Raw genomic sequence first — 19,973 nt, forward strand, 5'->3', positions numbered from 1 at the left:
TTGATGACATCGCCCAAACAGCCTGCTCCGGTCCGCATCGGCAACCGTCTTCTGGGCGATGGCGAACCCTGCTACGTCATCGCCGAGATCGGCAACAACCATAATGGCGACTTCGACCGCGCCATTGCGCTGGTCGATGCCGCGGTCGCCGCCGGAGCCGATTGCGCCAAATTCCAGATGCGCAAGCTCGACGAGGTCTATCGCGCCTCGAGCCTGTCCGGGAAAGACGACGACCTCGCCGTCGAATATACGCTCGATCTTCTGCGCCGCTTCGAGCTGCCGACCGCACAGCAGAAGAAGATCGCCGAATATTGCGCAGCCAAGGGCATCGAGTACCTCTGCACGCCCTGGGACGCCAAGAGCGTCGCCGTGCTCGAAGGCTTCGGCGTGGAGGCCTACAAGGTCGCGTCCGCCGACCTCACCAATCTGCCGCTGCTCGCCCGCCTCACCGCCACCGGCAAGACGTTGATCGTCTCGACCGGCATGAGCACGACGGACGAGATCAAGGCCGCGGCGAAGTTCCTCGACGACCGGAATGCCAGCTACGTGCTGCTGCATTGCCAGAGCACCTACCCGGCCGCGCTCCACAACATTCATTTGCGTTTCATGGAAACGCTGCGCGAGATCCATCCGGTCGTCGGCTATTCCGGCCACGAGCGCGGCATTGCCGTTTCGACGGCCGCCGTCGCGCTCGGCGCCGTCGTCATCGAACGCCACATCACGCTCGATCGCGAGATGGAAGGTCCCGACCATGCCGCAAGTCTCGAGCCGGAGGAATTCAAGGCACTCGTCTCCGGCATTCGCGAGGTGGAAGCGGCCCGCGGCGAGAAGCTCGCCGAGCGCGCGCTGAGCCAGGGTGAGCTGATCAACCGCGAAAACCTCGCCAAGAGCCTGGTGGCCGCGCGCGACCTGTCGGCCGGCACCGTGATCTCCGAAAGCGACATCGCCGTGAAGAGCCCGGGACAGGGCCTGTCGCCGCTCAAGATGCCGGCGCTGCTCGGCCGCAAGCTGACGCGAACGATGGCGGCCGACGACTATTTCTTCCAGAGCGACCTCAATGAAGGCGCCGCGAAGGCGCGGCGCTACCGCTTCGACCGCCCCTGGGGCGTGCCGGTGCGCTATCACGATACCGAACGCTTCTTGGAAATCTGCGAGCCCGACATCATCGAATTCCATCTCAGCTACAGCGACATGGAGCGCGATCCGGCGGCCTATCTGTCGGGCACCTATGATCTCGGTTTCGTGGTGCATGCGCCGGAGCTGTTTGCCGGCTCCAAGCTGATGGACCTCGCAACGCCCGACGAGGCGCTGCGGCGCTACTCGCTGGAGCAGACCCAGGCGGTGATCGACATCACCCGCGGCCTGAAGAAATTCTTCCCCAAGACCAAGCGTCCGCCCATCGTCGCCAATATCGGCGGCTTCACCATGGACGAGCCGCTGCCGCCGGAGGAGAAAGCCGAGCGCTACCGCGTCTTTGCGCAGAGCTTGACCGAGCTCGACATGGAGGGTGTCGAGCTGACGCCGCAGACCATGGCGCCGTTTCCCTGGCATTTCGGCGGCCAGCGCCACCAGAACATCTTCATCTTCCCGGAGGAATCGGCCGCGTTCTGCGCCAAGCATGATTTGCGCATGTGCGTCGATATCTCCCACACCAAGCTCGCCGCCAATCATTTCGGCTTCGACTTCGCGCAGGGCCTCACCCAGCTCGGGCCGCACACCGCGCATCTGCATTTCGGCGACGCCAAGGGCCTCGACGGCGAAGGTCTTCAGATCGGCGAAGGCGAGATCGATTTCGACGAGATCGGACAGGTGTTGCGCAAGCATGCACCGACGGCATCGTTCATTCCCGAAATATGGCAGGGTCACAAGAACATGGGCGAAGGCTTCTGGACCGCGCTCGAGCGTCTGGAGGGACACATCTGATGGCGCGCAAGACGCTGGCCGTGATCGCCGCGCGCGGCGGCTCCAAGGGCATCCCGCACAAGAACCTGCTCGATCTCTGCGGCAAGCCCCTGATCGCCTGGACGGTCGAACAGGCCCGCGCGGCGCGCGGCGTCGACGTGGTAGCCGTCTCGTCGGACAGCGAGGCGATCCTCGCCGCGGCCGAGACCGCCGGCGCGGTCGGCGTGCGGCGCCCGGACGACATTTCGGGCGACCTCGCCTCCTCCGAATCCGCCTGGCTGCATGCCCTCGATGCGATCGAGGCGCGACTGGGCCGGTTCGAGCGCGTGGTCGCGCTTCAGGCCACATCGCCGATCCGCGAGCCCGGCGACATCGAGAACGCACTTGAGACCTTCGATCGCGACCATCTCGACAGCCTGCTGTCGGTCTGCGAGGTCGAGGACTACTTCAACTGGCGGATCGGCGCGAACGGCCCGGAGCCGATCAATTACGACTATCGCAACCGCCGCATGCGCCAGCAGATCGAGAAGCGCTACCTCGAGAACGGCTCGTTCTACGTCCTGATCCCATCCCTCCTGCGCGAGCAGAACAATCGTCTCGGCGGCAAGATCGGCTTCCACGTCATGGATCGTCACAAGATGTTCCAGATCGACCGCCCCGAGGACGTCAAGCTTTGCGCCGCCATCATGCGCAGTTACGGCTATGCCTGATCTCAGCGCCTTCTCGCTCGCAGGCAAGATCGCGGTGGTCACCGGCGCCTCGCGCGGCATTGGCGCGGCGATCGCGAGCGGCCTCAAGGATGCCGGAGCCACCGTGTTCGGCCTCAGCCGGTCCGGAACCGCGCCGCAGGGCGTCACCGCCATGGCCTGCGACCTCTCCGACGACAGCGCGATCGAAGGCGCATTCCGCGCCATTGCGGCAAAAGGCAATCGGATCGACGCACTCGTGAACGCCGCCGGCATCAGTCTTCCGGCCCAAGGCGGCGAAAGCGAGCTCGCACGCTTCCGTGCCACGGTCGCAACCGATCTCACCGGCGTCTACGCCACCATCCTCGCCGCCTATCCGCTCCTGAAGAACGCGGGCTCGGCGGCGATCGTCAACGTCACCAGCATCAATTCGGTGCGCGGCTTCCCCGGCAATCCCGGCTACGTCGCGGCAAAGGCGGGGCTTGCCGGGCTGACGCGGGCACTCGCCGCCGACTACGCACCGGACGGCATCCGCGTCAACGCACTTGCGCCGGGCTACGTCGCGACCGAGATGACCGCGAAGAGCTATGCCGACCCCGTCATGCACGAGGATCGGCGCCGCCACACCATGCTCGGCCGCTGGGGGCAACCCGCCGACATGGTGGGTGCCGCCGTCTTTCTCGTGTCGGAAGCCTCCGCCTATGTGACCGGCCAGGAGATCTTTGTCGACGGCGGCTGGATCGCCAAGGGCCTCGCCATCAGTTCGGATAGCACATCGTGACCGCAACGCTCGAACGCATCGGCTTCATGCAGGGACGCCTGTCGGCCCTGGTCGACGGCAAGATCCAGGCGTTCCCGTGGAACGAATGGCGCGAGGAATTTCCCCGCGCCAAGGCGCTCGGCCTGACGCGGATGGAATGGACCATCGACCAGGAGCGGCTGCGCGAGAACCCGCTGATGACCGAGCCGGGACAACAGGAGATTCTGACGCTGGCACGCGAAAATGGCGTGCGCATCCCGAGCCTGACCGGCGATTGCTTCATGCAAGCGCCGTTCTGGAAGGTCGATGCGGTCGTGCGCGATGCCCTCGTCAACGATCTCGATCTCCTGATTGCCGCCTGCAGCCGCATCGGCATCGCGTTCATCGTGGTCCCGCTGGTCGACAACGGCAAGATCGAGCGCGAGAGCGAGAGCGACACGCTCAAGCGGGTGCTGATCGCCCGCCGCGAGCAGCTCGTGAGACAGAACGTCAAGATCGTCTTCGAGTCCGATCTGCCGCCGCGCGACCTCGCCCGCTTCATGGAGGCGTTTCCGGCGGAGGTCTTCGGCATCAACTACGACAGCGGCAACAGCGCCTCGCTGGGCTACGACAGCGCCGAGGAGATCGAGGCCTACGCGCCCCGCATTCTCAACGTCCATGTCAAGGACCGCGTGCGCGGCGGCACCACCGTGCCGCTCGGCACCGGCAACGCTGATCTCGCCAAGACGATCCGGCTGATCGAGCGCTCCGGCTATAGGGGACAATACATCCTGCAAACCGCGCGGGCCGGCGACGGCGATCACGCCGGCGCGCTGGCGACATATCGCAACATGACGGTTCGCTGGATCGAGGATGCCGCGCGATGAGGCTCGAGCTGGATGATCGCGTCGCGCTCGTCACCGGCGCCAGCCGCGGCATCGGGCTCGCGATCGCGACGACGCTCGCCGCAGAAGGCGCCAGGGTCGCGCTCGCGGCGCGCGGCGCAGATGCGCTCGATGCCGCGCGGGCTACGGTCGGCGGCAGCACGTCGGTTCACGTGGCCGATGTCACCGATCCGGCTGCCGCAGCGGGGCTGCTGAACGAGGTCGAACGGCAGTGGGGACGCCTCGACATTCTCGTTTGCAACGTCGGCAGCGGCGCTTCCGTGCCGCCCGGGCAGGAGAATGCAGCGGAATGGTCGCGGGTGATGGATCTCAATTTCTTCGCCACGACCAACATGATCGAGGCCGCACGGCCGCTGATGGCGCGCGGCAGCGGCGACCGGTCGATCGTCTGTATCTCCTCGATCGCCGGCATGGCGGCGCTGGGCGCGCCCGTCACCTACTATGCCGCGAAGGCGGCGCTGAACGCCACCGTGCGCGGGCTGGCGCGCCCGCTGGCGCTCGAGGGCATCCGCATCAATGCGGTCGCGCCCGGCAACATCCTCGCCGCCGACGGCACCTGGGCGCGCAAGCTCGCCGAGAACAGGGCCGCGGTCGAGGACATGCTTGTGCGCGAGGTGGCGCTGCGCCGGCTCGGCAAGCCGGAAGAGGTCGCCGACCTCGTCGCATTCCTCGCCTCGCCGCGCGCGGCGTTCATTACCGGCAGCGTCATGGTCGCCGACGGCGGCCAATTGCGCGGCTGAACAGGAGCTCCCGATGCCAAGCCCGTCCTCACGCTATGACCTGACCGGCCGCACCGCTCTCGTAACCGGTGCAGGCGGCCTGCTCGGCCGGCAGCATGTCGCCGCGCTCTCCGAGGCCGGCGCGCGCGTCGTCGTCACCGACGTCGGACTTGCGCAGGCCGAAGCCGCCGTTGCCGCACTCAAGCAGAATGCGCCGTCCGCCGACCTGATCGCGCTTGCGATCGACGTCACCACACTCGATTCGGTGCGCGCTGCGCACGAGCAGCTTTCCGGCCGCGGCGTCTCCGTCGACATCCTCGTCAACAACGCGGCCATCGATCCCAAGGTGACCTCCGCACCCGGCGTGATGCATTCCTCCCGCTTCGAGGCGTTTCCGGTGCCGCAATGGCAGACCGAGATCGCCGTGGGCCTGACCGGCGCGATGCTATGCGCTCAGGTGTTCGGCGGCGCAATGGCATCGCGTGGCCGCGGTGTGATCCTCAACATCGCCTCCGATCTCGGCGTGATCGCGCCGGACCAGCGGCTCTATCGCCAACCGCAGGTGACGCGCGAGGAGGAGCAGCCGGTGAAGCCGGTGACCTACTCCGTGATCAAGCACGGCTTGATCGGGCTGACGAAATATCTGGCGACGTACTGGGCCGATCACGGCGTCCGCGTCAACGCGATCTCGCCGGGCGGGGTCTTCAACAACCAGGATCCGGCCTTCGTCGAGCGACTGACGCGCCTGATCCCGATGGGCCGCATGGCCGAGGTCGACGAGTACCGCGCCGCGGTGCAGTTCCTGTGCTCGGATGCCTCGAGCTACATGACCGGGCAGAACCTGGTGATGGATGGCGGTCGAAGCGTGTGGTAGCCGCGGCGCGCCGCTCACGACGAGAGCGACACCGCTCTGCGCTGCTCGCCGGACGTAGCTCCTAAACTTTGGAAACCGCAGAGCGGCGAAACAAGCGAGTTTTGTCGGCGAGCACCCACGGGAGAACGGGACGGCCCAACATCTGCCAACGCTCCTCCAGAATGATCGCGGCGAACAGCGCGGCAATTTTGATCCAATATGTCGGCGTCGCCGCAAAGTTCAGCATGCCCCCGATGTACATGACGTAGAAGCCATACAGCACATAGAACGACAGCATTGCCGTCAGATATCGCCCGGCAACGATTGAGCGGATCATGATCGCGGAAATGAGCGCCGTGAGCCAGCCGGCTCCCAGCAGAAAGAACCAGCTCAAATAGGGACCAAACAGCTCGAAAAAGATTTCAGGAAATCCACCTGCGAATTGAAACCCGCCCGTGATGTGCTCCGTCGTCCGTGGCTCACCGATCGTTTCGGACATCAGGAACTGCGGTGTCGTGTTTCGTCCCGCAACGATGGGACGCCCGAACAGGGCATCGAAGGCACGGCGTGCATCCCAATCTCCGTTGACCAGAACACGCTGATAGGACGCCCATCCTATCTCTGACGGCTGCACGAGAGCGCGCTCCACGAAAGCGCCCCGCGCGGCCTCTCCTTCGTATCCTCTGACCCTGGTCAGATTCCAGTAGAGCGCAAATGCAATCATCGCGACCGTCGCCGCTATGATGCCGGTGCCCGCCAGCACGATGCGGCGATCGGCGATCCGAGGCAGCAAGCTTAACGAACGTCCGCCTGCAAAGCCTCGCGCCTGAACGAGCAAAGCCGCCGAGAACGGTATGATAAAGAATCCACAATATCGGTAGAAGGGCGAGAAGCGCCCGCCTACGAGAAACATGTAGAAGATCATTGCAGCCAGCAAAACCAGAAAGCGATAATCGTATCGCCGCCGTCGCAACCACTCAGCGACGAACATGGTCCCCCACCAGAAGCAGACCATGTCGCCTCGCTCGATCACAAAGCGATGAAGAAAATTGGCCTGCTCGTTGAAGGTCCAACGCTCGATCTTGGCGAACAGTGGAATGACGCCCCCCTGGATCAGAGCGCCGAAAAGCAGGATCAAGAAAAGGACCGACACGTAGAATGTGACGTCCGACAGAGTCAGTTGAGATTGGCTCGGATGCGGCTCGGGAACTGGAGCCGACCGAGCCCAATCATCCAGCGCCTGCGCATTGAAGACCCAGAGGAATGGAAGAAGCGTCAGAAAATAGGCGATCGACTGGAACACAGTCATGACGCCGGGACCAATGAACATCTGAAGCTGGGACGAAAGGATTGGCCCCGAGAGATCGATGTAGAACGAGGAGATCGTCCGCCACACGAAGGTAAACAAAAGAAAGGCGAGGCACAGGAAAATTGTCGATCTGAAGCGCAACAACCAAACGATGAAGAGCAGTATCGAGACACCAGCCAAAAGGGTCATGGCCAGCTCTACCCGACGCGGACCGATCGCTTCAGAAGGAAAGTCAAAAGGCCAATGAAAAGGACGATGCCCAAGCCCGCCAGAATGGCTCTTTGCACGAGATTGACCTCCCTGGGGCCTTCCATCACAGGAGATGATCCATCCTGCAGGCCTGTCATCCTCACGGTGCGCTCGCTATAGGTCAGTAACGCAATGCGCGTTTCGACGTTGAGAATTCCATCAACTGAGCCCCCGGGGCTCGACATCAAGGCCGTGCCATCCGGCCGAGCCGGCGTAACGTATATGTCGCCCTTCTTGAGCGAATCGCTCAGGCGCACCTTTGCATCTTGAAGGCTGTCGCGCACGGAACGCAACAATTCCATTCTGGGTTCAAGCAATTTCTGATGAACGGCCTGGATTGCGGCAACGGCCTGTTTAAGCAGGATCAGCGCCTCCTCCTTCGAGGCGGAACTTGCCTCCAGACGGATGATGGAATCGTCTATGACGATCCCGCGCAACGAAGCTCCGGCGAACGCCCCCCGGCGGTCGTGAAGTGCCTTGCGAGCATCGGCAAGTACACTGTCTTGGAACTGAATCCCTCCGATCCGTGTCACCAGCTCACGGGCACTCTCTACGCGTTCGACGGTCATCGCAGACCGGCCGAGAAGGCCGTCAAGGCTGGGCATTGTACCAAGTGCAATCGTCGCGCTTGCGGTCCAGGATTCCACCTTTCGGCCGACGTCCAGGGAACCGAGAGCAGCCAACAACATGGCTCCGATGGCGAGCGAAAGAACCCAATGCTTCCGTACTGTTCGGATAGCGACATCGGACCACCTCGCAAGCTGCGGACGAACTGAAGCTTGGGGCGCACGCTCGATCATGGGCATGTACTCTTGTCCCGGACACAATATGAACGGAAAGCTCCATACCGTGAATGGGGCGCCCGGTCGACATCATACTAAGCAATCTATGGTTGATTAATCGGCTCCTGTGCCAAATTCTCGAGGAACCATTGTGGCCCTGGCCGCCCTCGGTCCGTCCTGCCGTCTGATCCACCAAAGGTGACCCGCGACTTTCGTCAGGCTCAAGCCTTGGTCGCCCAAGCGGCTGCTGGACATGAGGGCGCTCTTGCTACCGGAACGAGTGCCGCCATCTCTGTGCTCCAGTCCTTGCATTGGGGCTGCGGCTCCCGTATGACCGAAACTAGCTATGTGAGTTGGTATCTGCCTCAAACAGGCAGAACATCGGCCTTTCTTGGACCTACACCGTGCTTCAACCACCGCTCGTCAGCATCACTCCGATCGTGGCCATTCCGGCGAGGAAATGCTGACGTGCGCTGGCAAACAAAGGCGCGGGCGTTCTCCGTATTGTCGAACATTCCCTGGGGCGAAGACCTGCATTACGCCCTGCAGCGCTACGTCACACGACGGCTGCCGCGCCCCGAACGACAGGTCAGGTCCATCTATACGCTTGCGCAGCGGCTGCTGGGCGTCCACGACAGGTACAGCATCCGACCGTTACGGGATTCGACTTTTTACGAGTTCGGCGCCGGGCGGGATCTGATCATTCCTCTCGCCTTCAGTGCACATGGGGCGCGACGTTTCATCACCGTCGACATCGAGCGCTTGGCCAAGCTGGAACTGATCCGCGCCAACGCAGCCGTGATTTCTCGACTGAGCGGGACCGACCACCCCGACTTGAAGTCCGTAGAGGACCTCGAACGTTACTGGCACATCGACTACCGCGCACCGGCCGATGCCCGAACGACAGGCCTGCCAGCCGATTCGATCGACTGCGCGGTCTCGGTCGAAACGCTCGAGCACATTCCCAAGAGCGACATCGCGGCGATCCTGAAGGAGTTGCGACGCATCATGCGCCCTGACGGGCTTATCCTCATGCAAATCGACTACGGCGACCACTTCAAAGGCTTCGATCCGTCCATCAGCTCATTCAATTTCCTGACCTATTCCGACGAGGATTGGGCGCCCTTCCAGTCTCGCTTCCAATACGTCAATCGTTTGCGCCATAGCGAATATCTGCAGCTGTTCAGAGAGGCCGGGTTTGAACTTCTCAGCGACCAACCAGACCGCCGGCCACCTGAGCAGCAGATCCTGGAACGGTTGGCACCGCGCTTTCGAAATTTCTCTCCGGAGGATCTGTTCACGCTAGGCTCCCTGATCGTTGGCCGCCCGACTGACCTGCCGAAAGGAAATTGAAGATCGCCAATTCTCGGCTGCTGCGACGGGCCCCATCCAAGAGATCTCGCGATGTGGACGATCACATTTGTCCTGACCTTGCTGTTCTTCCTGATCCAGCTCGGCACAGTTGGCTCCGCCAGAACCTACATCCTCTCGGACCCGTATACGATCGGCATCGTCCGGGCGACCAACGGCGCGCCGGCCGCCCATCTGTTCTCCAGTCTGGACACCGTGAACGAAATGATCGCAACAGGTGCAAAATCGGTCGTACGCACGACTCTGCAGCCGGCCGAAGGAGATCAGCGGCTTGCAGATACTTGCAGCCTGATCGCCCCTCTGATGCGCGTCGTGTTGCATCACTCATGCCATCGGAGGGACAAATCATGCTGAGACAAGCCGTCATCCTCGTCGGTGGGCTCGGCACCCGCCTTGGCGAACGCACCAAATCCGTGCCGAAGCCGATGCTCGAGATCGGCGGCCGGCCGTTTCTCGACACGCTGATCGATGAACTCGCCCGCTATCAGGCCTTCGATGAGATCCTGTTGCTTGCCGGCCACAAGGCCGACATCGTCGAGAGCCACTACGCCGGAGCGGCGCGGGGCCGGGCAAAGATCGTCGTGTCGCGCGAAACCGAGCCGCTCGGTACCGGCGGCGCGCTCGTGAACGCGCGCGATCTGCTGCACGACCGTTTCCTGCTGCTCAACGGCGACTCGCTGTTCGACTTCAACCTGCTTGATCTGATCGCGCGTGCGCGGGACGGTCGGATTCACATGGCATTGCGCGACGGCGTCGTCGGGGACCGCTACGGGCGCGTCGCGCTCGAAGGCGACGTGGTGCGCGATTTCATCGCCCCGGGTGCGGGCGCCACGGGGCCGGTCAATGCCGGGATCTACGTCGTCGACAAGTCCGTTCTCGCCGATATCGCGAAGCTTCCCGCCTCCCTCGAACAGGACGTGTTTCCCGGCCTTGCCGCGCGCGGCGAGCTGCGCGGCACCGCCTATCGCGGCTATTTCATCGACATCGGCATCCCCGACGATTTCGCGCGCGCCGACCGCGAGCTGCGCGAGAAGCTGCGGCGTCCCGCCGTGTTCTTCGACCGTGACGGCGTGCTCAACCATGATTCCGGCTACACATTCGAGACGCACAAGCTCGAATGGATCGACGGGGCACGCGAGGCCGTGAAGACCGTCAACGACGCCGGCTATTTCGCCTTCGTCATCACCAATCAATCCGGCGTCGCGCGCGGCTATTACGAGGAGCATCACGTCGTCACCCTGCACCGCTGGATGGCGGAGCAGATGGCGCTGGTCGGCGCGCATATCGACGCCTTCGAATATTGCCCCGATCATCCCGAGGGAACCGTGGCCCGCTATTGCCGCGTCAGCGACCGTCGCAAGCCGGCGCCGGGCATGATCGCCGACCTGGCGCAGCGTTTCCCCATCGACATGGCGCGCAGCATGGTGATCGGCGACAAGCCGAGCGACCTCGAGGCCGCGCAGGCTGCCGGACTTCCCGGCCATTTGTTCCAGGGCGGCAATCTCGAGGCGTTCGTAAGAGCGCGCCTGAACGCGGCCGGCAACACTTAGATGGCGCGTCAAAAACTGCTGCATTCCCGGGCATTTGTCAGCTTTCGCACCGCTGCTATGTTGCGCGCGACCGCCAGTATGCTATAGCGCCATCTTGTTGCGAAGACTGGCTTAATCGCCTTTTGGGGTCCGGCATGGCAGATCTGAGGGACGCCCGCGTCCTCGTTACCGGCAGCGACGGCTTCATCGGTTCGCATGTCGTCGAGGAGCTGGTGAAAGCCGGGGCCCGCGTCAAGGCGATCGTCTGCTACAACTCCTTCAACTCCTGGGGCTGGCTGGACACCGTTCCCGCCGACATCATGAAGTCCGTGGAGGTGGTCGCCGGCGACATCCGCGATCCGCATTTCATGATCGCAGCCGCCAGCGGCTGCACCGACGTGCTGCACCTGGCGGCGCTGATCGCGATTCCCTTCTCCTATGTCGCGCCCGATTCCTATGTCGAGACCAATGTGCGCGGCACCGTGAACGTGCTCCAGGCCGCGCGCATGGCCGGCGTGCGGCGCTTCGTGCAGACCTCGACCAGCGAGGTCTATGGCACGGCGCAGACCGTTCCGATCAAGGAGAGCCATCCGCTGGTCGGCCAGTCGCCCTACTCGGCCTCGAAGATTGCCTCCGATCAGATGGCGCTATCGTTCCACGCCTCGTTCGACATGCCGGTCGTCGTGATCAGGCCGTTCAACACCTATGGACCGCGGCAATCGGCGCGTGCGGTGATCCCCACGATCATCAGCCAGATCGCGACCGGCAAGCGCAGGATTCGTCTCGGCGCCGTCAGCCCGACCCGTGACTTCTCCTTCGTCACCGACACCGCGCGCGGCCTGATCGCGGGACTCACCGCACCGGCCGAGCAGACCGTCGGCCAGACCATCAATCTCGGTAGCGGCTTCGAGATCTCGGTCGGCGCCACCGCGCAGATGATCGCCGACGTCATGGGGACCACGATCGAGATCGAGACCGACGAGGCGCGGCTGCGTCCCGCCAATAGCGAGGTCGAGCGCCTCTGGGCCGACAATTCCAAGGCGCGCCAGCAGCTCGGCTGGGCCCCGGAATTCGGTGGGATCGAAGGCATGCGCCAGGGCATCGTGAAGACGGTGAACTGGTTCACCAATCCCGTCAATCTCGGCCGCTACAAGGCGGACGTCTACAATGTCTGAGGCAATTGTGGGAACGGCCGCGACCAGATCCGACGTCTCTACGCGCACCTTCGATCCGAACGCCGTGGTCGATGCCGTCCGGCGCGCCGCAGGCACGCCCAACGGCATCCTCGGCCTGCACGAGCCGGTGTTTGCCGGCAACGAGGTCGCCTATCTCGAAGAATGCATCAAGAGCACTTTCGTCTCCTCGGTCGGCCCGTTCGTCGACCGCTTCGAGCGGATGCTGGAGGAGGTGACGGGCGCCAAACGCGCGGTCGCCGTCGTCAACGGCACGGCGGCATTGCACGCCTGCTTCCGCCTCGCCGGCGTCGAGCCCGGCGACGAGGTCATCTCGCCGGCGCTGACCTTCATCGCGACCACGAACGCGATCGCCTATTGCGGGGCGGTGCCGCATTTCGTCGACAGCTCCTTCGCCACGCTCGGCATGGACCCGCGCGCCCTCGCCGCGCGGCTCGAGAGGATTGCCGAGCGAACGCCAAAGGGCGCGGTCAATCGCGAGACCGGACACCGCATCGCTGCGATCTCGCCGATGCACACGTTCGGCCATCCCGTCGAGCTCGACGAGATCGCCGCGATCGCCCGCGACTGGGGCATCGCACTGGTGGAGGACGCCGCGGAATCCTTGGGCTCGACCTACAAGGGTCACGCCGTCGGATCGCAGGCGCGGCTCGCGGCGCTGAGTTTCAACGGCAACAAGATCGTCACCACAGGCGGCGGCGGCGCCATCCTCACCAACGACGAGGAGCTCGGACGCCGCGCCAAGCATCTCACCACCACCGCGAAGCTGCCGCACAAATGGGCCTTCGTGCACGACGAGATCGGCTTCAACTACCGCCTGCCCAACCTGAACGCCGCGCTCGGCTGCGCCCAGCTCGAGCAGCTCGACGGTTTCCTGGCAAGCAAGCGCCGGCTGGCTGCGGCCTATGAGCGCGTCTTTGCGGACGTTCCCGGCGTATGCTTCTCGCGCGAGCCCGAGGGCACCACGAGCAATTACTGGCTGAACGCGATCCTGCTCGACGAGGCCCATGCCGGACGGCGGGACGACCTGCTGACGGCGCTGAACGAAGCCGGCTTCGGCGCGCGGCCGGCCTGGACCCTGATGCACCGCCTGCCGATGTTCTCGGACAGCCCGCGCGGCGATCTCGCCACCGCCGAGTCGATCGAGCGCCGCCTGATCAACCTGCCGAGCAGCGCCAGCATCAGAGCCCGCGATGAATAGCGGAACGCGAAAGATCTGCTTCGTCACCGGCAGCCGGGCCGATTTCGGGCTGCTGGTCTGGCCGATGCGCGCGATCCGCGAGACGTCAGGCTTGAGGCTCCAGCTCATCGCCACCGGTATGCATCTCGCGCCCGAGTTCGGCTACACCTTCAACGCCATCCGCGACGAGGGCTTCGAAGTCGACGAGCGCGTCGAGACGCTGCTTGCCAGCGACACCGGCGCGGGCGTTGCAAAATCGGTCGGGCTCGGCGTGATCGGCTTTGCCGACGCGTTCACGCGGCTGCAACCGGATCTCGTCGTCGTGCTCGGCGACCGCTTCGAGATGTTCGCGGCCGCCCAGGCCGCGATGTTCATGCGGCTGCCGATGGCGCATCTGTTCGGCGGCGACGTCACCGAAGGCGCGGTCGACGAATCCGTCCGCCACGCCATCAGCAAGATGTCGCATCTGCATTTCACCAGCAATCAGGACTCGACGCGGCGCTTGATGCAGCTTGGCGAGCACCCAACCCGTGTCCACACCATCGGCTCGGTCGGCATCGACGCCATCAAGCATCTCGATCTGATGAACCGCGACGACATCGGCAACGCGATCGGGATGCCGCTCGGCGAGCGCAATGCGCTCGTGACGTTCCATCCGGTGACGGTCGAGGCCGGACGCTCGGTGGCCGAGCTGGATGAGCTGTTCGCGGCGCTGTCGAGGCTCGATCCCGGCTTTCGCCTCATCTTCACGCTCGCCAATGCCGATGCCGAAGGGCGCGCGCTGAACGACCGGACCAAGGCCTTCGCGGCCGGCCGGCCGAACACGATCGCGGTCGCCTCGCTCGGGCAGCTCCGCTATCTCAGCCTGATGAGCCAGGTGGACGTCGTGATCGGCAATTCGTCGAGCGGCATCCTCGAAGCGCCGTCATTCGGTGTTCCGACGGTGGACATCGGCGACCGTCAGAAGGGGCGCGAGCGCGCCGACTCGGTATTTCACGCCACGCCCGAGCGCGGCGCGATCGCCGCGGCGATCTCGCAAGCGCTTGAGCGGGGCCGCAAGGACACCGTCAATCCCTATGGCGACGGCGATTCCAGCCGGCGCTTTGCCGACATCATCGCGGCCATCCCGGATTTCGGCCAGCTCCTGAAGAAGGGCTTCTACGAAGCTCCCGCAAACGGAGCGCGGCCATGACGAGACACACGCTGATCATCGCGGAGGCCGGCGTCAATCACGACGGCAGCCTGGACAAGGCACTGGCCCTCGTCGATGCTGCGGCCGATGCCGGTGCCGACATCGTCAAGTTCCAGACCTTCAATGCAAAGGCGCTGGCGGGCGGAGCGGCGAAGAAGGCCGGCTACCAGCAGCGCACGACGGACGCCGCCGAGAGCCAGCTCGCCATGCTGGAACGTCTCGAGCTGCCGCAGGCTGCACATCACACACTGATCGCGCGCGCCGAGGAGCGCGGTATCGAGTTCCTGTCGACACCCTTCGACGACGCTTCACTCGCCTTTCTGCTGTCGCTCGAACTGCCGCGCATCAAGATCGGATCGGGCGATCTCACCAATGCCCCGCTGCTGCACGCTGCAGCGAGGGCCGGTGCGACGCTGATCCTCTCGACCGGCATGGCGACGCTCAGCGAGATCGAGGAAGCCCTCGGCGTATTGGCGCACGGCTACGCGCAGCGCAACGATGCTGCGGGCCTCGCATCTTTCCGCGCGGCGTGGCGCGATCCGGCAGCGCGCGCCGCGCTGGCGCGGCACGTCAGCCTGCTCCATTGCACGACCGAATATCCCTGCCCCATCGCCGATGTGAACCTCGCTGCGATGGCGACGATGCGGTCGGCGTTCCAGCTTCCGGTCGGCTATTCCGATCACACTGACGGTTTCGAGGTTTCGGTCGCCGCGGTCGCGCTCGGCGCGGCGGTCATCGAGAAGCACCTGACGCTGGATCGCAGCGCGCCCGGTCCCGACCACGCGGCCTCGCTCGAACCTGATGATTTCAAGCGGATGGTCGGCGCCATCCGCAATGTTGAGGCCGCGCTCGGCGACGGCGTTAAGGCACCGAGGGAGTCCGAGGTCGGCAATGTGCCGGTCGCGCGCAAGAGCATCGTGGCGGCACGCGCACTGAAGGCCGGCGAGATCATCGGCCCGGCCGACATCACCGCCAAGCGGCCGGGCACGGGGCGGTCGCCGATCGAGTACTGGTCCCTGATCGGGACCGCGGCACCGCGGGCGCTCGAGCCGGATGATCCGGTCTAGCGGCGAGGCTTGGCAGGAACCCCGCGCAGCACCGAGCCGGACGGCCATGAGCCGGTGACGACAGAGCCCATCGCGACCAGCGTATCGTTGCCGATGGAAATGTGATCGCGGACACGGCTGCCGAGCCCGACGAAGCAATTGTCGCCGATCTCGGCGCCACCGCCGACCACCGTTCCCGGCGAGAGATGGGTGTAGTGTCCAATGCGCACGTCGTGCTCGACGACCGCGCCCGAATTGATGATGCAGTGATGGCCGATCATGCTTCGCGCATTGACGATCGCGCCCGGCATGATGACGCAGCCCAGACCGATCGTTGCCGACGGCGAGACGAACGCGCGCGGATGGATCACCGACGCCCAGCGCGTCAGCTGCAGCCGGCCGATCATCTGCCGGCGCGCGGGCCCCGCCTGCATCGTTCCGACCCCGACCACGAAGGCGGCATCGGGATAGTTCGGCGCAACATCATCGGTTCCGAGATAGCGCGCATCGCCCAACGTTCCCGGCTGGCGATCGAGGAAACCGATGACGTTGAACTGGCCCGACAGAAGCGCTGCCTCGTAGACCATGAAGGCATGTTCGCCGCCGCCGATGATGATCAGATCGTCCATCGCGATTCCCCTGAGCTGCACCGATCTTAGCGGCCGGGCCCGGGCGCTTCAAACCGACCGATTGCGCCTGAAAACGCTTGAATTAACAAGGACAAGCCCGGGTCCCCTGACGGGGTTGACGCCGCCTCTCGCAGCCGCGATATAGCAGGCTCAGCCGTGGGCTGCCCACAAATCCGGCGTGTACGAGGCAGAATTGCCATGAAATCCTGGCGCAAGGCCATCGTCGGTACCCAGGCCAGTGTGGGCGAGGCCATTGCCGCGATCGAGAGCGGAAGCATCCAGATTGCGCTGGTGCTCGACGACCAGAACCGGCTGCTCGGCGTGGTCACCGACGGCGACGTCAGACGCGGACTGCTGCGCGGCATCGCCCTCACCGGGCTTGCGACCGACATCATGAACCGGACGCCGGTGTCGGCCCCTGCGACCTTGCCCCGTGAGGATCGCCTGCATTTGATGCGGCAGAGGTCGATCAAGCAGCTCCCGCTCGTCGACGAGGGCGGCCATCTCGTCGTGGTCGAGACGCTCGATGAGCTGCTCGAGCCGCGCCAGTATCAGAATCCGGTGCTGATCATGGCCGGCGGCCTCGGCGAGCGCCTGGGTGCGCTGACGCGCGACGTTCCGAAGCCGATGCTCAATGTCGGCGGCCGCCCGCTGCTCGAGACGATCGTCCGCAACGTCGTCCAGCAAGGCTTCGGCAACATCTTCATTTCGGTGAATTACAAGGCCCAGACGATCAAGGATTACTTTGCCGATGGCGTCGCCTTTGGCGCTAACATCCAGTACGTGCACGAGACCGAGCGCCTCGGCACTGCCGGTGCGCTCGGGCTGTTTGCAACACCGCCGGATCTGCCGATGATCGTCACCAACGGCGACATCCTCACCACGATCAACTACGGAGCGCTTCTCGACTTCCACAACGGAGCGCCGGCAGAAGCGACGATGGCTGTCCGCGAGCACAAGGTGCACGTCCCCTATGGGGTGGTGTCCACCACGGACGGATTTCTCCAGACCATTCGCGAGAAGCCGACCGAGAGCTGGTTCGTCAGTGCGGGCATCTATGTGATCGGCAGGTCGGTCTTCCGCCACGTCACGCGGGGCGTCAGCATCGATATGCCGACCGTGCTCGAGCGCGTGATCGCCGACAAGGGACGCGTCGCGGTCTATCCAATTCGCGAGTACTGGCTCGACATCGGCCGGCTGGAGGATTTCGAGCAGGCGCATGCGGAGTTTCACGAGGTCTTCCCGTGATCTCGACAACAGCCGTCGTGGTTGGCCTCGGCTCGATCGGCACAAGGCATGCGCGCGTCCTGCGCGAGCTCGGCCTTCGGGTCGCAACGGTCAGCCGGCGCGAAGGTGGCGACTACGGTTCGATCGCGCAGGCCGTCGCGGCGGCGCATCCGGACTACGTGGTGATTGCCACCGAGACGGCGCGCCATGCGGACCATCTGCAAGAGCTGGCGCAAACCGGCTTCCATGGCAAAGTCCTCGTCGAAAAGCCGCTTTTCGCAACGCCGGCACCGCCCCCGAAATATCCGTTTGCCCATGTCAGCGTCGGATACAATCTGCGCTTTCACCCAGTGATGACGGCGCTGGCGGACACGCTGCGCGGACGCGACGTGATCACGGTCGGCGCCTATGTCGGCCAGGACATCAGGGACTGGCGACCGGACCGCGATCACCGCACAACCGCCTCCGCCACGGCTGATGCCGGGGGCGGCGTGCTGCGGGATCTCAGCCACGAGCTGGACTATCTGCTCTGGCTGTTCGGGCCATGGCATCGCGTCGCTGCGCTTGGCGGCGCCTCCGGTGCGCGCGACATCGACGTCGACGACCACCTTGACCTGCTGCTCGATATGCAGCGGGCGCCGTCCGTCCACGTCCACATGGACTATCTCGACCGTCAGGGCGTCCGCCGCATTCGCGTCAATGTCGAGGACGACACCATCGAGGCCGATCTCGTCGGCGGCCGCCTCGCCGTCAACGGCAAGGCAAGGGAGATTCCCAGCGAGCGCGACCAGACCTACCGCGACATGCATGTCGCCGCGATGCAAGGCGCCAGTCCGGCCTGCTCCCTGCCGGAGGCCCTCGGCGTCATGCATCTGATCGACGCCAGCGAGCGCGCGTTGCGCAGCAAGACCTGGGTGTCGCCATGAGCCTTGTCTGTACCATCTGCGCGCGAGGCGGCTCGAAAGGTGTCGTCGGCAAGAACGCGCGCGATCTCCTGGGTAGGCCCGTGCTCGCGTGGAGCATCGAGCAGGCGCGCGAGACCGGCCTGTTCGACGCGATCGCCTTCAGCAGCGATTCGGACGCCTTGCTCGATGCGGCGGTGAAGGCCGGCGCCGATATCGCGGTCAAACGCCCCGACGAGATGGCGACCGACACCGCGCCGAAGCTGCCGGCGATCCGGCACTGCCTCGAGCAGGCCATAGCGCAAATGGGTCGGACGCCGGAAATTTTCGTCGATCTCGACGTCACTTCCCCGCTCAGGCTGGCCTCGGACATCACCGGTGCAGTGGCGTTGCTGCGCGAGAGCGGCGCGCGCAATGTCATCACCGGTGCGCCGGCGCGGCGCTCGCCGTATTTCAACCTCGTCGAGCAGCGCACCGACGGCAGCGTCGGCCTCTCGAAATCCGCCAATCCGCCCATCACCCGACGGCAGGACGCCCCGCGCTGCTTCGACATGAACGCGTCGATCTATGTCTGGCGGGTCGCACCGTTCCTGGAGCACCCCGCGGTGTTCTATCCGGATACGCGCCTGTTCGAGATGCCGGAAGAGCGTTCGATCGACATCGATTCGGATCTCGATTTTGCATTGGTGGAACTATTGCTCCGCCAGCGGCTGCCGGCCTGAGGAGGCGCAAGCGATGACCGCGAGCTTCAAGGCTCTGTTCGATCTGACTGGGCGGACGGCCGTCGTCACCGGCGGCTGCGGCATTCTCGGACGTCGATTTGCCGAGGGGCTTGCCGAGTTCGGCGCCAATGTCGCGATCGTGGATCTCGATCAGGCTGCGACCGACGCGGCGGCGGCCGACGTCGCCTCACGCCATGCCGTCCGGGCCAAGGGCTACGGTTGCGACATCACCAATCCCGATGCGGTGCGCAAGACGGCCGATGCAATCGAATCCGACCTCGGAGTGGTCTCGATCCTGCTCAACAACGCCGCCAGCAAGACCCGCGATGTGGACGCCTTCTTCGCCCCGGTCGAGACGTTCTCGCAGGATACCTGGCGCGAGATCATGTCGGTCAATCTCGACGGTATGTTCACCGTCGCGCAGGTGCTCGGCGGCCGGATGGCCGAGCGCGGCTATGGTGCGATCGTGCAGACCGCCTCGATCTACGGCCTGATGGCACCCGACCAGCGCATCTACGACGGCTCCGAATATCTCGGCCGCGCCATCAACACGCCGGCGGTCTATACGGCGTCCAAAGCCGGCGTCATCGGCCTGACCAAGCACCTCGCGACTTACTGGGCTGCGAAGGGCGTTCGGGTCAACACGCTCACCCCGGGCGGGGTGGAGAGCGGCCAGAACGAGACCTTCAAGGCGCGCTACGGTGCTCGCGTCCCGCTTGGCCGCATGGCGCGGGCGGATGAGATGGTGGGGACAATGCTGTTCCTGGTGTCCGACGCGGCCTCCTATGTGACCGGGCAGAACATCGCCGTCGATGGCGGATTGAGCGCCTGGTAACCA

20 protein-coding genes are annotated in these 19,973 nt (G+C 64.7%); 17 read left to right on the forward strand and 3 right to left on the reverse strand.

The window, feature by feature from the left end; translation table 11 throughout:
- Positions 1-3: 3 nt before the first annotated feature.
- From GA0061099_RS33715 to GA0061099_RS33740, 6 genes are read left to right on the forward strand one after another with little or no spacing between them, the layout of a single operon-like run.
- A complete protein-coding gene (locus tag GA0061099_RS33715; RefSeq protein ID WP_244429391.1) occupies positions 4-1,923 on the forward strand; it encodes an N-acetylneuraminate synthase family protein in 1,920 nt (639 codons plus the stop codon).
- The gene (locus GA0061099_RS33720) at positions 1,923-2,612 is read left to right on the forward strand and encodes an acylneuraminate cytidylyltransferase family protein (protein ID WP_036029864.1); all 690 of its coding nucleotides are present in this window, start codon (positions 1,923-1,925) and stop codon (positions 2,610-2,612) included. The genes GA0061099_RS33715 and GA0061099_RS33720 overlap by 1 nt, the downstream gene beginning before the upstream one ends.
- Positions 2,605-3,369: an SDR family oxidoreductase gene (locus GA0061099_RS33725; RefSeq protein WP_036029862.1), complete on the forward strand. Its 765-nt coding sequence runs from the start codon at positions 2,605-2,607 to the stop codon at positions 3,367-3,369. Before GA0061099_RS33720 ends, GA0061099_RS33725 begins: the two co-directional genes overlap by 8 nt.
- Positions 3,366-4,214, forward strand: a complete 849-nt coding sequence (locus GA0061099_RS33730) for a sugar phosphate isomerase/epimerase family protein (protein WP_085972403.1) — start codon at positions 3,366-3,368, stop codon at positions 4,212-4,214. The genes GA0061099_RS33725 and GA0061099_RS33730 overlap by 4 nt, the downstream gene beginning before the upstream one ends.
- A complete protein-coding gene (locus GA0061099_RS33735) occupies positions 4,211-4,972 on the forward strand; it encodes an SDR family NAD(P)-dependent oxidoreductase (RefSeq protein ID WP_036029860.1) in 762 nt (253 codons plus the stop codon). The genes GA0061099_RS33730 and GA0061099_RS33735 overlap by 4 nt, the downstream gene beginning before the upstream one ends.
- A 13-nt stretch (positions 4,973-4,985) precedes the next feature.
- Positions 4,986-5,825, forward strand: coding sequence for an SDR family oxidoreductase (locus GA0061099_RS33740; protein WP_036029858.1), 840 nt, complete (start codon positions 4,986-4,988; stop codon positions 5,823-5,825).
- Positions 5,826-5,886: 61 nt separating this feature from the next.
- Here GA0061099_RS33740 and GA0061099_RS33745 read toward each other — a convergent pair whose 3' ends face one another.
- The gene (locus GA0061099_RS33745; protein ID WP_036007399.1) at positions 5,887-7,302 is read right to left on the reverse strand and encodes a DUF6418 domain-containing protein; all 1,416 of its coding nucleotides are present in this window, start codon (positions 7,300-7,302) and stop codon (positions 5,887-5,889) included.
- An 8-nt stretch (positions 7,303-7,310) separates the two neighbouring features.
- The gene (locus GA0061099_RS33750; protein ID WP_141697710.1) at positions 7,311-8,168 is read right to left on the reverse strand and encodes a hypothetical protein; all 858 of its coding nucleotides are present in this window, start codon (positions 8,166-8,168) and stop codon (positions 7,311-7,313) included.
- 444 nt (positions 8,169-8,612) lie between these two features.
- On the opposite strand from GA0061099_RS33750, the gene GA0061099_RS41535 reads away from it, so the two are divergent.
- The 7 genes from GA0061099_RS41535 (at position 8,613) to neuB (ending at position 15,676) form a co-directional block, all read left to right on the forward strand.
- Positions 8,613-9,497, forward strand: coding sequence for a class I SAM-dependent methyltransferase (locus tag GA0061099_RS41535; RefSeq protein WP_050996167.1), 885 nt, complete (start codon positions 8,613-8,615; stop codon positions 9,495-9,497).
- A 51-nt stretch (positions 9,498-9,548) separates the two neighbouring features.
- Positions 9,549-9,869 (forward strand): hypothetical protein, encoded by a 321-nt coding sequence (locus GA0061099_RS33760; RefSeq protein ID WP_036029851.1) that lies wholly within the window; start codon positions 9,549-9,551, stop codon positions 9,867-9,869.
- Positions 9,863-11,065 carry an HAD-IIIA family hydrolase gene (locus tag GA0061099_RS33765; RefSeq protein WP_036029848.1) on the forward strand — a complete coding sequence of 401 codons (1,203 nt, stop codon included), beginning with the start codon at positions 9,863-9,865 and terminating at the stop codon, positions 11,063-11,065. Before GA0061099_RS33760 ends, GA0061099_RS33765 begins: the two co-directional genes overlap by 7 nt.
- Positions 11,066-11,199: 134 nt before the next feature.
- On the forward strand, positions 11,200-12,219 hold the full coding sequence (locus tag GA0061099_RS33770; RefSeq protein ID WP_036029846.1) for an NAD-dependent 4,6-dehydratase LegB: 1,020 nt from the start codon (positions 11,200-11,202) through the stop codon (positions 12,217-12,219).
- Positions 12,212-13,438 carry a LegC family aminotransferase gene (locus GA0061099_RS33775; RefSeq protein WP_036029844.1) on the forward strand — a complete coding sequence of 409 codons (1,227 nt, stop codon included), beginning with the start codon at positions 12,212-12,214 and terminating at the stop codon, positions 13,436-13,438. The genes GA0061099_RS33770 and GA0061099_RS33775 overlap by 8 nt, the downstream gene beginning before the upstream one ends.
- Positions 13,431-14,609, forward strand: a complete 1,179-nt coding sequence (gene neuC / locus GA0061099_RS33780) for a UDP-N-acetylglucosamine 2-epimerase (RefSeq protein ID WP_036029841.1) — start codon at positions 13,431-13,433, stop codon at positions 14,607-14,609. The genes GA0061099_RS33775 and neuC overlap by 8 nt, the downstream gene beginning before the upstream one ends.
- Positions 14,606-15,676, forward strand: a complete 1,071-nt coding sequence (neuB, locus tag GA0061099_RS33785; protein WP_036007413.1) for an N-acetylneuraminate synthase — start codon at positions 14,606-14,608, stop codon at positions 15,674-15,676. Before neuC ends, neuB begins: the two co-directional genes overlap by 4 nt.
- Here the strand turns inward: neuB and GA0061099_RS33790 are convergent.
- Entirely contained in the window at positions 15,673-16,284 is a 612-nt protein-coding gene (locus GA0061099_RS33790) for an acetyltransferase (RefSeq protein WP_036029839.1), read from the reverse strand. The genes neuB and GA0061099_RS33790 overlap by 4 nt on opposite strands.
- A 198-nt stretch (positions 16,285-16,482) precedes the next feature.
- Between GA0061099_RS33790 and GA0061099_RS33795 the strand changes: the two genes are divergently transcribed.
- Genes GA0061099_RS33795 through GA0061099_RS33810 form a run of 4 tightly spaced genes read left to right on the forward strand, consistent with a single transcriptional unit; the run spans position 16,483 to position 19,970 of the window.
- Positions 16,483-17,532, forward strand: coding sequence for a nucleotidyltransferase family protein (locus tag GA0061099_RS33795; protein ID WP_036007417.1), 1,050 nt, complete (start codon positions 16,483-16,485; stop codon positions 17,530-17,532).
- On the forward strand, positions 17,529-18,437 hold the full coding sequence (locus GA0061099_RS33800; protein ID WP_036007419.1) for a Gfo/Idh/MocA family protein: 909 nt from the start codon (positions 17,529-17,531) through the stop codon (positions 18,435-18,437). The genes GA0061099_RS33795 and GA0061099_RS33800 overlap by 4 nt, the downstream gene beginning before the upstream one ends.
- Positions 18,434-19,135, forward strand: coding sequence for an acylneuraminate cytidylyltransferase family protein (locus tag GA0061099_RS33805; RefSeq protein ID WP_036007421.1), 702 nt, complete (start codon positions 18,434-18,436; stop codon positions 19,133-19,135). Before GA0061099_RS33800 ends, GA0061099_RS33805 begins: the two co-directional genes overlap by 4 nt.
- A gap of 13 nt (positions 19,136-19,148) precedes the next feature.
- The gene (locus GA0061099_RS33810; RefSeq protein WP_036029832.1) at positions 19,149-19,970 is read left to right on the forward strand and encodes an SDR family oxidoreductase; all 822 of its coding nucleotides are present in this window, start codon (positions 19,149-19,151) and stop codon (positions 19,968-19,970) included.
- Positions 19,971-19,973: the final 3 nt, after the last annotated feature.

This window comes from Bradyrhizobium yuanmingense, from assembly GCF_900094575.1.
Classification (GTDB): Bacteria; Pseudomonadota; Alphaproteobacteria; order Rhizobiales; family Xanthobacteraceae; genus Bradyrhizobium; species Bradyrhizobium yuanmingense.